The 15,242-nt window shown below is 66.9% G+C and carries 13 protein-coding genes and 1 tRNA gene; 8 read left to right on the forward strand and 6 right to left on the reverse strand.

The window, feature by feature from the left end:
• Positions 1-30: 30 nt before the first annotated feature.
• Together AC1RJ9_RS08985 and AC1RJ9_RS08990 are read right to left on the reverse strand one after the other, a co-directional pair.
• On the reverse strand, positions 31-1,383 hold the full coding sequence (locus tag AC1RJ9_RS08985) for an amidohydrolase family protein (protein WP_492838643.1): 1,353 nt from the start codon (positions 1,381-1,383) through the stop codon (positions 31-33).
• Positions 1,383-2,864, reverse strand: coding sequence for an amidohydrolase (locus AC1RJ9_RS08990; protein WP_492838641.1), 1,482 nt, complete (start codon positions 2,862-2,864; stop codon positions 1,383-1,385). Before AC1RJ9_RS08990 ends, AC1RJ9_RS08985 begins: the two co-directional genes overlap by 1 nt.
• 124 nt (positions 2,865-2,988) lie before the next feature.
• Between AC1RJ9_RS08990 and AC1RJ9_RS08995 the strand changes: the two genes are divergently transcribed.
• Together AC1RJ9_RS08995 and AC1RJ9_RS09000 are read left to right on the forward strand one after the other, a co-directional pair.
• Entirely contained in the window at positions 2,989-3,342 is a 354-nt protein-coding gene (locus AC1RJ9_RS08995) for a Kazal-type serine protease inhibitor family protein (RefSeq protein WP_492838639.1), read from the forward strand.
• A gap of 56 nt (positions 3,343-3,398) precedes the next feature.
• Positions 3,399-3,800, forward strand: coding sequence for a putative quinol monooxygenase (locus tag AC1RJ9_RS09000; protein ID WP_492838637.1), 402 nt, complete (start codon positions 3,399-3,401; stop codon positions 3,798-3,800).
• A gap of 61 nt (positions 3,801-3,861) precedes the next feature.
• On the opposite strand, the gene AC1RJ9_RS09005 is transcribed toward AC1RJ9_RS09000, so the two are convergent.
• The 3 genes from AC1RJ9_RS09005 to AC1RJ9_RS09015 all read right to left on the reverse strand — a co-directional run bounded on the left by AC1RJ9_RS09005 (position 3,862) and on the right by AC1RJ9_RS09015 (position 8,130).
• The gene (locus AC1RJ9_RS09005) at positions 3,862-6,039 is read right to left on the reverse strand and encodes a TonB-dependent receptor (RefSeq protein WP_492838635.1); all 2,178 of its coding nucleotides are present in this window, start codon (positions 6,037-6,039) and stop codon (positions 3,862-3,864) included.
• Between the two features lie 294 nt (positions 6,040-6,333).
• Positions 6,334-7,743: a type I glutamate--ammonia ligase gene (glnA, locus tag AC1RJ9_RS09010; protein ID WP_492838633.1), complete on the reverse strand. Its 1,410-nt coding sequence runs from the start codon at positions 7,741-7,743 to the stop codon at positions 6,334-6,336.
• A gap of 48 nt (positions 7,744-7,791) precedes the next feature.
• Positions 7,792-8,130 (reverse strand): P-II family nitrogen regulator, encoded by a 339-nt coding sequence (locus tag AC1RJ9_RS09015; RefSeq protein ID WP_099577548.1) that lies wholly within the window; start codon positions 8,128-8,130, stop codon positions 7,792-7,794.
• Positions 8,131-8,376: 246 nt separating this feature from the next.
• Here AC1RJ9_RS09015 and AC1RJ9_RS09020 point away from each other — a divergent pair, with 246 nt between their 5' ends.
• The 6 genes from AC1RJ9_RS09020 (at position 8,377) to AC1RJ9_RS09045 (ending at position 14,415) form a co-directional block, all read left to right on the forward strand.
• Entirely contained in the window at positions 8,377-9,915 is a 1,539-nt protein-coding gene (locus AC1RJ9_RS09020; protein ID WP_492838631.1) for an acetyl-CoA acetyltransferase, read from the forward strand.
• A gap of 3 nt (positions 9,916-9,918) precedes the next feature.
• The gene (locus tag AC1RJ9_RS09025; RefSeq protein WP_492838629.1) at positions 9,919-10,482 is read left to right on the forward strand and encodes a histidine phosphatase family protein; all 564 of its coding nucleotides are present in this window, start codon (positions 9,919-9,921) and stop codon (positions 10,480-10,482) included.
• 10 nt (positions 10,483-10,492) lie between these two features.
• Positions 10,493-11,962, forward strand: a complete 1,470-nt coding sequence (locus tag AC1RJ9_RS09030; protein ID WP_492838627.1) for an NAD(P)H-hydrate dehydratase — start codon at positions 10,493-10,495, stop codon at positions 11,960-11,962.
• 12 nt (positions 11,963-11,974) lie between these two features.
• Positions 11,975-12,059 (forward strand) — tRNA-Leu (locus tag AC1RJ9_RS09035).
• A gap of 188 nt (positions 12,060-12,247) precedes the next feature.
• Positions 12,248-13,606 carry a trigger factor gene (gene tig / locus AC1RJ9_RS09040; protein WP_492838625.1) on the forward strand — a complete coding sequence of 453 codons (1,359 nt, stop codon included), beginning with the start codon at positions 12,248-12,250 and terminating at the stop codon, positions 13,604-13,606.
• Between the two features lie 176 nt (positions 13,607-13,782).
• Entirely contained in the window at positions 13,783-14,415 is a 633-nt protein-coding gene (locus AC1RJ9_RS09045; RefSeq protein ID WP_492838623.1) for an ATP-dependent Clp protease proteolytic subunit, read from the forward strand.
• Between the two features lie 84 nt (positions 14,416-14,499).
• Here AC1RJ9_RS09045 and AC1RJ9_RS09050 read toward each other — a convergent pair whose 3' ends face one another.
• A complete protein-coding gene (locus tag AC1RJ9_RS09050; RefSeq protein ID WP_492838621.1) occupies positions 14,500-15,171 on the reverse strand; it encodes an HAD-IB family hydrolase in 672 nt (223 codons plus the stop codon).
• Positions 15,172-15,242: the final 71 nt, after the last annotated feature.

Below are 15,242 nucleotides of genomic sequence, written 5' to 3' on the forward strand. Positions count from 1 at the left end.
GGGGCGGATCGTTAGAGCTAGGCGGAAAGCCTAGCGATAGGCGGGCGGATAGCCGCTCTGGTCGGTGGCCGCGTAGCGGTCGCGCAGCTGGGTCTGGCGGCTGTCCCGCGGCTGCTCGACGCCGCCCACGAAGACGTTCAGCGGCCAGCTGGTGGTCTCCAGCGGGTCGCCGTTCCAGACCACGACGTCGGCCAGCTTGCCGACCTCCAGCGAGCCGATCTTGCCGTCCTGGCCCCAGATCTTGGCGGGAACCAGGGTCACGGAGGCCAGGCCGGCCGCATAGGGCAGGCCGTTGGCCACCGCGAGGCCGGCGTTCAGCCGTTCCTGGCGCAGGTTATTGAAGTCCCGCGAGCCGTTGATCGCCACCTTCACGCCGGCGGCGTTCAGGCGGGCGGCGTTGTCCAGGCGCGAGGCCAGGGTCTCGAAGCTGTCGGGCAGGTCTGCCTGCGGATCGACGATGACCGGCACGCCGGCCTTGGCGATCTCGGCCGCGACCAGCCAGCCTTCCTCGACGCCTTCCAGGATGACCTTGATCTTCTCCTCGGCCGCCAGCTTCAGGGCCTGGCGGATGTCGGCGGCGCGGGAGACGCGGATCAGCAGCGGGGTCTTGCCCTGCACGACGGGGATCAGGGCCGCCAGGTCGAGGCGCGAGAGACCGAAGTCCCGGGTCGCGCCCTGCTCGAAGGCCGCGCGGCGGCTGGCGAAGGCGCGAGCGTCCTCCAGGGCCGAGCGGATCAGGATCAGGTCGGCGCCGCGCGAACCGCCGGCCGCCCGCGCGCCGCTCTCGCCCAGCGAGACGGTGACGGCCAGCTTGGAGGCCTCGACGATGTCGCTCGCCCCGGCCTTCAGGCGGATGAACGCGGCCTGGCCGCCGAACAGCGAGGGATCGCCGTCGCCGGTCTTGCCGGCGGTCATCTCCTCGACCACGCCGTCGTCGGCATGCTCGTGAGCGCCGCCCCCGGTTCCCGACAGCACCGGCACGACGGCCGAGCTGGTGATGCCCCCGTCCCGGGCGAACGGGATGAAGGTCGAGGCCGGGTTGATGCCGTAGCTGATGTCGAAGGCGGCGGAGAGCGCATTGCCGGTGCCGTCATCGCGGGTCTCGCGCACGCCGCTGACCTCGGACGCGCCGAGGTTCGAGGACGAGGCGACCAGGCCCGGGGTGACGACCCCGCCCTTGGCGTCGATCACCTTGGCGCCGGCCGGCACGGCGACGCTGGCGCCCAGGGCGGCGATCTTGCCGTCCTTGATCACCAGGGTCCCGTTCGGGATCGCGGCGGTGGAGACCGGCTCGATGCGGGCGTTGACGATGGCGACCGTTTCGGCCGCCGCGGGAAGGGCCAGTGCGCAGGCGGCGCTGGCGAGAAGCAGTGACCGGATCATCAGTTGAACGCTCCCTGGCCGGGTTGGCCGAGCTCGAAATCGGACTTGGGCTGGAAGCGCGCGTCCTTGCGATCGTAGATCAGCGCGCCGTCGATGAAGACCTTCTCGGCCTGGGCGTAGACGCTGAACGGATCGCGGCTCCAGACCACCAGGTCGGCGGCCTTGCCGGGTTCGATCGAGCCGGTCTTGTCGCCGATGCCCATGGCCTTGGCCGGGTTGGCGGTGATCCACTTGATCGCCTCGGCCCGGCTGATGCCGTAGCCCAGCTTGTTGCCGGCGGTCATGGCGATGGCGGCTTCCTGGTTCAGCCGCTGGGTCATGATCGGGTCGTCCGAGTGGATGACCACGCAGGCGCCGTTCTTCCAGAGGATGGCGGCGTTGGCGTCGATGCCGTCCAGGCTTTCCATCTTGAAGCCGGTCCACGACGCCCAGGTGGCCGAGCAGATGCCTTCCTTGGCCAGCAGGGGCGCGATCTTGTAGCTTTCGATCGCGTGGTGGAACATCGTGATCTTGTAGCCAAACTCCTTGGCGATATCGATCATCGTGGCTTCTTCGTCGGCGCGGTAGCAGTGGTTCTGCACCAGGATGTCGCCCTTCAGCACGCCGGCCAGGGTCTCCAGTTGCAGGTCGCGCTTCGGCGCATCGGCCTTCTCGCCCTTCTGCTGCTTTGCGCGGAAGTCGTCCCACTTGCGGGCGTAGTCGGCCGCGTCGATCCAGGCCTTGCGATAGCCGAAGACGTTGCCCATCGCGGTGGAGGGCGAACGACCCTTGCCGCCGTAGACGCGCTTGGGGTTCTCGCCGCAGGCCATCTTCAGGCCGTAGGGGGCGTCGGGGAACTTCATGCCCTGCATGGTCAGGGCGGGGACGTTCTTCAGCGTCACCGAGCGGCCGCCGAACAGGTTGGCCGAGCCGGGGAGGATCTGCAGGGTGGTCACGCCGCCGGCGCGGGCCCGGTTGAAGCCCGGATCCTGCGGCCAGACCGAGTGCTCGGCCCAGACCTGGGCGGTGTTCGGGTCAGTGGCCTCGTTGCCGTCCGAGCGCGCCTGGACGCCTGGCGAGGGATAGACGCCCAGGTGGCTGTGGGCGTCGATGATACCCGGGGTCAGCCACTTGCCGGTGGCATCGACCTTGACGGCGTCGGCCGGGATCGCGGTGTCGGGACCGCCGACGGCGACGACCTTGCCGCCCGAGGTGACGACGACGCCGTTCTCGATCTGCTGGCCGGTGGCGGTCAGCACCGTGGCGCCGACAAAGGCCGTGGCCTGCGAGGGGAACGGCTTGTAGGTCGACGGGAAGCCCGTCGAAGCCTGGCCGTCCAGGCCCTTGGGCAGCGGCTTGATCTCGGCCTTCTCGGCCGGCTTGCCATCCTTTTGGGTCGTGCTGGACGGTTTGGCGGGACCGCCGGTCCCGGTCGTCGCGCAGGCCGAAAGCCCAAGCGCGAGCAGGCTCACGGCCATCGCCGTGTAACGCCATCTGATCATGAAAAACCCCGACTCTCGAAGAGGCGGGAAGGACAGACGAAATGAACCTCGTTATCAAGTCAAAGGAGAGCGAATGGAGCCGGTCGCCGGCGAAATCGTTCCGCCTGTTCTTCGGAGGTCGTCCATGCGCCGTCTGCTCGCCTGTCTCGCCGTCGCGCTGCTGGCCGCCTGCACCGCGCCCACCGCGTCGGGACCATCGGGACCGCCGCAACAGTCGCCGCGCGCCCCGGTCGCCGAGGGCGGCATGTGCGGCGGCTTCGCGGGTTTCCAATGCCAGTCCGGCCTGGCCTGCCAGATGGAGGCCGGAGTCTGCGGGCGGGTCGCCGATGCGGCGGGCGTCTGCCGCAAGGCGCCGCGGGTCTGCATGAGGATTTACCAGCCGGTCTGCGGCTGCGACGGCAAGACCTATGGCAACGCCTGCGAGGCGGGCGCGGCGGGAGTCAGCGTCTCGGCTCAGGGCGAGTGCAAGGCGAAGTAGGCTGCTGCCACTATCCGGACTGTGCTGACGCAAGGTGCGGTCGAGGGGAGAAATCCATGACCCAGATCATCCGGCGCGACGTGCTGGCCGGCGGCCTCGCCGTCGCCGCGTTCGCGCCCGCCGCTCGCGCCTCGAGTGTTTTGGCCCAGGAGAAGACGCCCATGTACGGACTGATCGGACAGATGCTGGCCGCGCCTGGCAAGCGCGATGAGCTCTTGGCGATCCTGGGCGAGGGGACCAACGACATGCCCGGCTGCCTCAGCTACGTGATCGCCAAGGATCCGACCCATGCCGACGCGCTGTGGATCACCGAGGTCTGGACCGACAAGGACGCCCATGCCGCCTCCTTGAAGCTGCCGTCGGTGCAGGCGGCGATCACCAAGGGGCGGCCGATCATCGCCGGCTTCCCGCAGCGCTTCGAGACGATCCCGGTCACTGGCCACGGCCTGAAAACGTAGACGCAAAGAAAAAGGCCGCGGAGCGATCCGCGGCCTTTCCGGTTTCGAAGACCCGAAGGTCCTAGAAGTTGGCGTTCAGCGAGACGCCGACGACGCGGGGTTCGTTGACGAAGGCGGTCAGGTTGTTGAAGTCGATCGCGCCCTTGATGTTGCTCTCGTTGGTGATGTTGCGGGCGAAGGCCGCCAGCTCCCAACCGGCGTCCTTGTCGGCGTAGCCGACCTTCAGGCCGCCCTCGAAGTCGCCCTTCGAGTAGAACTCCTTCGATTGGTACAGGAACAGGTTGGTGTAGCCCTGGACCTTCCAGTCGGTGAAGGCGAACAGCTCGCCCGAAGCGACCGGGTAGGAGTAGCGCGCCGTCACGTCGAAGGTGTACTTCGGCGCGTTCGGGAAGGGGTTGCCGTCCACAAGGGCCAGGCCCGCGCCATTCAGCTTGTCCGTGACCGTGCAGGCGGCGCAGGGGGCGACGGCCAGGGTGCTGTCCTTGATCTTGGTGTGGGCGTAGCTGTAGCCGGCCGTGACGACGAAGTTCGGGGTGACCACGAATTCGCTGTCCAGTTCCAGGCCGTAGGCCTCGCCCTTCTTGGCGTTGATCAGACGGTTGGAGTTGCTGCCGCCGCCAACGGCGCTGAACTGCGGGTCGTCGATGCTGTAGGCGAAGACCGCGCCGTTCAGGCGGACACGACGTTCGAACAGCTCGCTCTTCAGGCCCAGCTCATACGACATGATCGTTTCGGACTTGGCCGACGAGGCGGGCGAGCCGAAGGCGATGTCGCGGCCCTGGATCGACGGGCCGCGGAAGCCCGAGGCGACCTTGGCGTAGACGCTGACGTCCTCGTCGATCTTGTAGAAGGCCGACAGATCCCAGCTGACCTTGGAGTCCGACACCGAGACGGCCGGGGCCGGGTTCGGGCCCGACACGACGTTCAGGTCCTTGTCGTCGTCGGTGTAGCGCAGGCCGCCCGTCAGGGTCAGCTGGTCATTGACCGCGTAGGAGGCCTGACCGAACAGCGCCCAGGACTTGTTCTTCTGGCGCAGGGTGGTGGCTGGCATGAAGAACGGGTCGGTGCGGATGTCGTACTTGGTGTCGAAGTAGAAGCCGCCGACCTGCCAGCTCAGCGGACCGTCGGTGTCGCTGGCCAGACGCACTTCCTGCGTCCACTGGAACAGGTTCTTGATGCCGTCCTGGGTGCTCGACTGGAAGGGGATGAAGCCCGGGCCGCCCGGGTTGCCGCCGTCGATGTCGCCCAGGCTGTAGCCGTGGGTGTTTTCATAGGCGGTGATCGAGGTCAGCTTCACGCCGTCGAAGTCGTAGCCGATGTTGGCCGAGGCGCCGTAGCCCTTGTACTTCTGCGGGTTGTTGGCGGTGTTGTCGAAGGCGACCTTGTCGCGGTCGTAGTTGGCGTTGAGCTTGTTCGAGCCCTTGGTCAGCACGTTGGCGCGGAACACGGCGGCGGTGCCGTCCAGGTCGCGGCCGTGGACGTTGAACAGGGCGCTCAGCTTGTCGTTCGGCGTGACCAGCAGCTGAACGCGAGCGGCCTTTTCGTTGAAGCCGCCCAGGGCGTTTTCCTGCTTGGTGTAGGTGTTGTCGATGTAGTCGTCGCGACGCTGGAGCAGGAACGAGGCGCGGACAGCGACCTTGCCCGGGACGATGGCGCCGCCATAGCCGCCGTCCAGGGTGACGGTGTTGTAGCTGCCGTAGGTGGCCGCCAGGCGGCCCTTGGTTTCGTCGCTCGGCTTGATGGTGTCGAACTTGACGATGCCGGCCGTTGTGTTGCGGCCGAACAGCGTGCCCTGCGGACCGCGCAGGACTTCGACGTGGTCGAGATCGTAGATCGGCGAGCTCTTCAGGACGACGTTCTCCAGGACGACGTCGTCCTGGATGATCGACACCGGCTGCGAGGCGGCCAGATCGAAGTCGGCGTTGCCCAGGCCGCGGATGTAGAAGCGCGGAGCGACGCGGCCGTTCGAGGACTCGGCGTAGAGGCCTGGGGCCTTGCCCGACAGGGTCAGGATGTCTTCGCCGGCGGCGAAGACCGACTGCAGGCGCTCGCCGGAGATGGCGGCGACCGAGACCGGGACGTCCTGCAGGTTTTCGCTACGCTTCTGGGCGGTGACGACGACTTCGCCGACAGTGGTGTCCTGAGCCATGGCGGCCGAGCCGGCGGCCAGCGAGACCACGAGGGCGGTCAGGCCGCACGACACCGTGAGGGCGCGGCGGAAAGAGCGGTTGGGGAGCATGGAGACATCCTGTGATGGAGCGCGCCGTTCGCCGACTCTGACCGGGGCGTTAACGGCGCTTCTGTTGCGCTGCGATAGGCGAAACAGCGGCCGTCGGGATATCTCGTCTTGATCGAAAACAGCTCTTTCGAGCCGATTACGTCGGTTATGTTGCGAAGTTGCGACAATTTTGTTCAGGCGGCGCCCAGTAAGTAATAAGTCATTCTACTCGCGGAGCGGTCTGGCCTCGCGGCGCAAGAAAAAGGGCCGGAGATCGCTCTCCGGCCCTTGTCCTTGTTCTGAGCGCTTACGCGATCAGCACTTGTAGTACATGTCGAATTCGACCGGGTGCGGGTGCAGTTGCAGGCGCATCACCTCTTCCATCTTCAGCTCGATGTAGCTGTCGATGAAGTCGTCATCCATGACGCCGCCAGCCTTCAGGAAGGCGCGGTCCTTGTCCAGGCTTTCCAGGGCTTCGCGCAGCGAGCCGCAGACTTCCGGGATCTTCTTCTGCTCGCGGGGCGGCAGATCATAGAGGTTCTTGTCGGCCGGAGCGCCCGGGTCGATCTTGTTGATGATGCCGTCCAGGCCGGCCATCAGCAGGGCGACGAAGGTCAGATAGGGGTTGCCCATCGGATCGGGGAAGCGGGCTTCCAGGCGCTTGGCCTTCGGCGAGTCGACGTGCGGGATGCGGATCGAGGCCGAACGGTTGCGCGAGCTGTAGGCCAGCTTCACCGGGGCTTCATAACCGGGCACCAGGCGCTTGTACGAGTTCGTCGTCGAGTTCGAGAACGCGTTGATGGCCTTGGCGTGCTTGATGATGCCGCCGATGTAGTACAGGCACTCCTGCGACAGGCCGGCGTACTTGTCACCGGCGAACAGCGGCTTGCCGTCCTGCCAGATCGACTGGTGCACGTGCATGCCCGAGCCGTTGTCGGCGAACATCGGCTTAGCCATGAAGGTGGCCGTCTTGCCGTAGGCCGCGGCGACATTGTGGATGACGTACTTGTAGAGCTGCATCCGGTCGGCCATGACGACCATGGTGTCGAACTTCAGGCCGAGTTCGTGCTGGGCCGGAGCCACCTCGTGGTGGTGCTTTTCCGGCTTCATGCCCAGCTCGCCCATGACGGCCAGCATTTCGCCGCGCAGGTCCTGAGCCGAGTCGACCGGGTTCACCGGGAAGTAGCCGCCCTTCGGGCCAGGGCGGTGGCCCATGTTGCCTTCCGGATATTCCTTGCCCGTGTTGCTCGGCAGTTCGGTCGAGTCGTACGAGTAGCCGGTGTTGTTCGGCGCGGTCGACCAGCGGACGTCGTCGAAAATGAAGAACTCGGCTTCCGGGCCGAAATAGACGGTGTCGCCCACGCCGGCCGACTTCACGTAGTTCAGGGCCGCCTTGGCGATCGAGCGCGGGTCGCGGTTGTAGGGGGTGCCGTCGTCCGGGTTCACGACGTCGCAGAACAGGGCCAGCGTGGTCTGCTGGTAGAAGGGGTCGATGATGGCGCTCGACAGGTCCGGGCGCAGCTTCATGTCCGACTCGTTGATGGCCTTCCAGCCGGCGATCGACGAGCCGTCGAACATCGTGCCGTCATTCAGGAAGTCATCGTCGACCAGGTCGATGTCGAACGTGACGTGCTGCATCTTGCCGCGCACGTCGGTGAAGCGGACGTCGACGTACTTTACGTCCTTTTCCTTGATCAGGTTCAGGATGTCCTTGGCGGTGCTCATTCCGTATCCCCTTCTTGAGCGCTTAAGCGTGTTGACGGTCCGGCCTAGTTAGACGGCGGCCGGGCCGCTTTCTCCGGTTCGGATGCGGATGACTTCCGCGATCTCCGAGACGAAAATCTTGCCGTCGCCGATGCGGCCGGTGCGGGCCGCGCGGGTGATGGCTTCCAGAGCGGGCTCGAGTTGGCTGTCCTCGACGACGACCTCGACCTTGATCTTGGGGAGGAAGTCCACGACGTACTCGGCGCCGCGATACAGCTCGGTGTGGCCCTTCTGGCGGCCGTAGCCCTTGGCTTCGAGCACGGTCATGCCCTGGACGCCCATGTCCTGCAGGGCCTCCTTCACCTCATCCAGCTTGAACGGCTTGATGACGGCTTCGATCTTCTTCATCGGTTCCACTTTCGGGCCCGGGCGGCGAACCGCTTCACTGAGCGCGCAACCATCACGCTGACCCCAGCGCCGCAAGCGAGCGCCGGAGACATTTATGACCGTTTGGTTGTCTTGCGGGCATGTGTTTGAAGTTTGGGCGCCTGGCGCCTTTGAAATATGCATTTCTGGAATGGCCGCCAAATAGCCTTGCGGCATGCGGTTTCGCGCCTACGATCGAGCCCAACGATCGTTTGAACGGGGGCGGATATGCGCGACGACACACCGGTTTTGATCGGCGCGGGCCAATTCACGTATCGGGGCGACGCCGGAAATTCGCCATCCCCGCTGGAACTGCTGAAAGTTGCGGCGGAGCGAGCGGTGCTGGATGCCGGGCTCAAAGGGTCGGTTCTTGCCGATCTGGACGCTTTGGCGGTCGTGGCGTTCAGTATCGATGCGCCGGGAGGGTTGTCGAAACTGCCGTTGCCCAGGTTGGCCGATCCGCCAGCATCCCTGGCGCGGGCGTTTTCGGCCTCGCCGGCCTGGAGCGTCTACACCCAGACCGGTGGCAACAGCCCCCAGCAGGCGGTCAATGTCGTCTGCGAGCGGATCGCGGGGGGCGAGTCGGAGTTCGCCCTGGTCACCGGGGCAGAGTTCCTGGGATCGCTGATGAAGCGGATGAAGGGCGGCCTAGGCTTCGAGGGCTGGGGCGACGACCTTACCAGCACGCCGCGGCGGATCGGCGACCCGCGTCCGGGGGTGACCAAGCAGGAGGGCGCGCACGGTCTCGGCTATCCGGTGAACACCTATCCCTTGTTCGAGAATGCGCTGCGGGCGCGGGACGGGCGATCGCTCGAAGATCACCAGAAGCAGCTTGGTGAGCTCTTCGCGCCCTTCACCAAGGTCGCCGCCGCCAATCCCTACGCCTGGTTCCCGGTCGAGCGCTCGGCCGAGGAGCTGGTCTCGGTGACCGACCGTAATCGGATGATCGGTTATCCGTACCCGAAGTACCTGAACGCCATCATGGAGGTCGACCAGTCGGCGGCGGTCCTGATCGCGAGCGTCCGCAAGGCGCGCGAGCTGGGCGTGCCGGAGGACAAATGGGTCTTCCTGCACGGCTGCGCCGACGCCTCGGACCTCTGGTACCCGCTCGAACGCCAGGACTATCACTCCAGCCCCGCCATGCGCCTGACCGGTGAGCGGGCCCTGGAGATGGCCGGGATCGGCGTTGAGGATCTCGAGCTCATCGATCTTTATTCCTGCTTCCCATCCGCTGTGCGGATCGGGGCCGAGGAGATCGGGCTGGCGCTGGACGATCCGCGTGGCCTGACCATCACCGGCGGTCTGCCGTACTTCGGCGGACCAGGAAACAACTACGCCCTGCACGCCATCGCCGAGATGGTCGGCAAGCTGCGCGAACGGCCTGGAGCCTACGGCCTGTCGACCGCCAACGGCTGGTTCCTGACCAAGCAGTCGGTGGGTATCTATTCGACGCGGCCCGTCGAAGGAAAATGGGAGCGCCAGCCGCCGTCGGTGATCCAGGCCCGGATCGACGCCCTGCCGCATCCCGAGATCGTCGAGACGCCGCAAGGGGCCGCGACCATCGAGACCTACACCGTCGTCCACGGCCGCGAGGGCGCGCGGATGGGCATCGTGATCGGCCGTGACGCGCGGGGCCACCGCTTCGTGGCCCAGACCCCGGACGATCCGGAGGTGCTCCTTGACCTGGAAAGTCGGGAGGGCGTGGGCCGGACCGGCGTGGTCGGCCCGCATCCGGATGGCGTCCGCAATCTCTTCATTCCGGATTGAACCATGACCCTTGTCCACGTGATCCGCCACGGAAAACCCGCCGCGACCTGGGGCGGAGCGGACGAGGATCCCGGTCTCGACACGATCGGCAAGGCCCAGGCCGACGCCGCCGCCGAGGCGATCCTGGCTCTGGCCGAGCGGCCGACGCGCGTGGTGTCTTCGCCCTTGCGCCGCTGTCGCGAGACCGCCGAGCCGCTGGCGCGGGCGCTGGGTGTCGACCTGATCATCGACCCGCGCGTCGGCGAGATCCCGACTCCGACGGCGTTGTCGCACGAGGAGCGGCCCGCCTGGCTGAAGCGGGCTTTCGAGGGGCGTTGGGGCGAGATCCAGGGTGACCTGGACTATGTCGCCTGGACGCGAGGCGTGGGCGCCGCCTTGCGCGAATACCCTGGCGCGGCGGTGTTCAGCCACTTCGTCGCCTTGAACGCGGCGGTCGGCGTCGCCACCGGTCAGGCCGAGGTCGTGGCCTTCCGCCCCGATCATTGCTCGCGCACCGTGTTCAAGATCGACGGCGACCGCTTGATCCTGGTGGAGAAAGGGCGCGAAGCTCAGAGCCAGGTGCTTTGAAGGAGTAGGCGTGGCGCGAGAGATTCTGACCGTCGCCCAGATGGCCGCGGCCGACCGCGCCGCCGTCGAACACGGCACGCCGGTCCGCGTGCTGATGGAGCGCGCGGGCGAGGCCGTGGCCCAGGCCGTCCGGGCTCGTTACGCCCGCCGTCCCGTGGTGATCTGGTGCGGCCCCGGCGACAACGGCGGTGATGGCTACGTCGCCGCGCGGCATCTGCGCCGACGCGGCTGGCAGGTGGCGGTCGAGGCCGCCTATCCGCCATCCACCGACGCCGCCCGCTGGGCGGCCTCGCGATGGAAGGGCGAGGTGCGGTCGCTGTCGACCGATCTCGCGCCGGATGCGCTTTATATAGACGCTCTGTTCGGCGCCGGCCTGTCGCGGCCGCTGGAGGGGGTGGTCGAGCGCCTGGCGCGAGCCAGCCAGGAGCGACCGCTGGCCATCGTCGCGGTCGACACGCCCTCGGGGATCCATGGCGACACCGGCCGTCCGCTGGGCGACGCCGCCTTTCGCGCCGAGTTGACCGTCACCTTTCATCGCCGCAAGCCCGCTCATGTGCTGATCGAGGGGCGTAAGGCCTGCGGCGAGGTCGTGCTGGCCGACATCGGGCTGAGGACCGGCGAGGGCGCGAACCTGTTCGAGAACGATCCGGACCTGTGGGCCAAGCGCTTTCCCTGGCCGGCGCTCGACGCCCACAAGCATACGCGCGGCCGGCTGAAGGTGATTAGCGGCGAGATGTGGAGCACCGGGGCGGCGCGGCTGGCGGCGCGCGGGGGCTTACGAGTCGGCGCCGGCGCGGTCACCGTGCTGTCGCCGCCGGGAGCTCTGGCGGTGAACGCCGCGCATCTTGAAGCGATCATGCTGGCGCCGTTCGGAGCGGAGGCCGACCTTGCCGTCGCCGCCGAGGAGGCCGACGCCGTGATCATTGGCCCAGCGGCCGGGGTGGGGGAGGCGACCGCCCGCAACCTGCAGGCCTTGGCCAGCACGGGCGCGGCTCTGGTGGTCGACGCCGACGCCCTGACCAGTTTCCGGCACGACCCGGCCAGCCTGTTCGCCTGCCTCGATCGCGACGACGTGCTGACGCCGCATCCGGGCGAGTTCGAGAGAATCTTTCCAGGCTTGTTGGCCAAGTCTTCCGAACGCATCGCCGCCGCGCGGGAGGCGTCCAGACGGGCGGGGGCGGTCGTGCTGTTGAAGGGGCCCGACACCGTGGTCGCCGCGCCGGATGGTCGGGCGGCGGTGTCGCTGAACGGAGCGCCGTGGCTGGCGACCGCCGGTTCGGGCGACGTCCTGGCCGGGCTCATCGGCGGCTTGATCGCCCAGGGCATGGAGAGCTTCGAGGCCGCCTGCGCCGGAGCCTGGATCCACGCCGAGTGCGGCGCCCGTCACGGCCCGGGTCTGATCGCCGAGGACCTGCCGGGCCTCGCGCCCGCGGTTCTCGCCGAACTCTACGGGCTTGCGCGGCCCGGCTCAAATCCGTAAGCCCGCACCCACGCGGATGTGGCGAAACTGGTAGACGCACCAGATTTAGGTTCTGGCGCCGAGAGGCGTGGAGGTTCGAGTCCTCTCATCCGCACCACTCTTCTCACCTGGCTCTCCAGGCCCGGATGAGTTTTGTCGCCGCCGCTCTTGGATGCTCGCGCACGTCGTGACATAAGGGCGGTCTTTCGCCGCCCCCCGGCTCTCGCGGGGCGGCGTCGATCTTTTGGACCCCCAGGGCGGAGCTCGGGCGCGCGGCGTCCCGGACCCGAGAAAATAAGAATGTCGATGCAGATCGTTGAAAAGTCGGGCGAAGGCCTCAGCCGCGTTTTTAGCGTCACGGTGCCCGCGAGTGAACTGGCCACGCGCCTGGAAGCGCGCATCGCCGAAGTCGCTCCGCAGATGAACGTGAAGGGCTTCCGTCCGGGCAAGGTGCCCGCCGCTCACGTGCGCCGTCTGTACGGCAAGGGCCTGATGGGCGAAGTCATCGAGCAGGCGCTGAACGAGACCACCCAGAAGGTCCTCGACGACAACAAGCTGCGTCCGGCTGGTCAGCCCGAACTGAACCCGACGTCGGACATGGACAAGGTCATCGACGGCGGTCTCGACCTGGCGTTCGACCTGGCGGTCGAAGTGATGCCGGAATTCGATCCGATCGACCCGACCACGATCGAGCTGGTCAAGCCGGTCTACAAGGTCGGTGACGAGGAAGTCGACGAGGCCCTGGAAGAGCTGTCCAAGCAAGCGCGCACCTATGAGCCGCGCACGGGCAAGAGCCTGAAGGCCAAGGACGGCGACCAACTGCTGATCGACTTTGTCGGCACGATCGACGGCGTCGAGTTCGCCGGCGGCAAGGCCGAAGGCGCTGAACTGGTCCTGGGTTCGGGCCAGTTCATCCCGGGCTTCGAAGAACAGCTGGTCGGCGCCAAGCCGGGCGACGAGATCGTCGTGAAGGTGAAGTTCCCGGAAGAGTACCAAGCCGCCGAACTGGCCGGTAAGGACGCCGAATTCGCCACCAAGGTCACCGAAGTCCGCGCGCCGGTCGACGGCAAGGCCGACGACGAACTGGCCAAGCGCCTGGGTCTGTCGGACCTGGCCGCCCTGAAGGAGCTGCTGCGCTCGAACCTGGGCAGCCGCTATGAAAACAGCTCGCGCTTCAAGCTGAAGCGCGCCCTGCTGGACGTGCTGGACACCAAGCACGAGTTCCCGCTGCCGCCGCGCATGGTCGACGCCGAGTTCGCCGGCATCTGGCAACAGGTCGAGGCCGACAAGGCTCGTGGCGGCCTGCCGCCGGAAGACGCCGACAAGACCGAGGACCAGCTGAAGGACGAGTACCGCAAGATCGCCGAGCGCCGCGTGCGCCTGGGTCTGGTGCTCGCCGAGATCGGCCGCAAGAACGACGTGGTCGTCACCGACCAGGAACTGACCGACGCCATCATGCGCGAAGCTCGCCAGTACGGCGCGCAAGCCCAGCAGGTGTTCGACATGTACCGCCAGCGCGCCGACCTGCAGGCCGCCCTGCGCGCCCCGATCTATGAAGACAAGGTCGTCGACCTGATCTTCAACAAGGCCAAGGTCGAGGAAAAGGAAGTCTCCAAGGACGAGCTCCTGGAGGAAGACGACCTGCCGGAAGGCTACGGCGGCTAAGGCCCGATTAAGTCGAGATGATCAAGGCGCGGTCCGCGAGGGTCGCGCCTTTTTCGTACCGCCACGAAACCGCCGGCTCCTTGCAACCTGTTAAGCGCCACGCGATATGCGATAGCGACGGCGCGCGGGGGCTGATTCGTTTTCGCGCCAAAGACACACGAAAAGGGTAATCCCCAATGATGTACGATCCGGTTTCGACGGCGATGAACCTGGTTCCGATGGTGGTCGAGCAGACCAGCCGTGGCGAGCGGTCCTACGACATCTTCTCGCGCCTTCTGAAGGAGCGGATCATCTTCCTGACCGGCCCCGTCGAGGACGTGATGGCCAGCCTGATCTGCTCCCAGCTCCTGTTCCTGGAGTCGGAGAACCCCAAGAAAGAGATCGCCATGTACATCAACTCGCCGGGCGGCGTGGTGACGTCTGGCCTGGCGATCTATGACACCATGCAATACATCAAGAGCCCGGTCTCGACGGTGTGCATGGGCATGGCCGCCTCGATGGGCAGCCTTTTGCTCGCCGCCGGCGCCGCCGGCCAGCGCATCGCCCTGCCGAACGCCCGCATCATGGTGCACCAGCCGTCGGGCGGCTTCCGCGGCCAAGCCTCGGACATCGAGCGCCACGCCGAGGACATCATCAAGACCAAGCGTCGTCTGAACGAGATCTACGTCAAGCATTGCGGCCGCACCTATGAAGAGGTCGAGCGCACTCTGGACCGCGACCATTTCATGAGCTCGGACGAAGCCAAGGACTGGGGCCTGGTCGACCACGTCTACGACACGCGCGAAGCCGCCGAGGCTGGCGCTGAATAGGCGACAGCTTCACTGAGACGAGAAAGCCGCCGATCCCCCGGGTCGGCGGCTTTTTTGTCGTCTCGTCGCCTGCGACAAATCCGCTCAGGTGGCGGGCTTGCCTCGAAAAACGCGGTAGCCCTTCTCGTCGGCGATCGCGAGCATCTCGGTGTCGCCCGAGGTGTCGCCGTAGGCGGCCGTCAGGCGCACGTCCGGGCCGAAGACCTCGCGCAGGCGCTGCACCTTTTCCTTGGCCCGGCAGTTGTTCCCGTCGAGTCCGCCCAGGATGCGGCCGTCCTCGTTGGTCATCAGGCGCGTGCCGATCAGCATGTCCGCGCCCAGACCCCGAGCGAATGGCGCGACGGTGATCTCGGGCGAGGCTGTCACGATGACAAGCTTCGCGCCCCTGGCCCGCCACGCGCGCCAGACGGCCAGGGCGTCGGGACGCAGCAGGGTGCGGGCGTGGGTCTCGGCGAAGGCGCGGGCGTCGGTCTCGATCTGCGTGACCGTCGCGCCCCTCATGAACTCGCGGATCGCGGCGGCCTTGAGTTTGGCGCGGTTTCGGTCGAACACGTAGGCGATCAGCGAGGGGGTCAGGCGGATGACGCCGCGCGTCCAGCGCCGGCCGGCGCGCCACTTCAGGAACGCGTTGAAGCTGTCCTTGACCGTCAGGGTGCCGTCGAAGTCGAAGGCCACGAGCGCGAGCTCATGGCTCATCTCGCCGGTCATCGGGCGCGACGCGCTCAAACCCTTGGCCATCCACGAACGCTTGCCCATCCACCATCTCAAAGAGCGCGCTTCCGCGCTCGACCTCCCATGCGATTCCTCGCCTCGTCATAAGGGGTTAC

Source organism: Caulobacter sp. GW822-FHT07D08 (assembly GCF_058798735.1).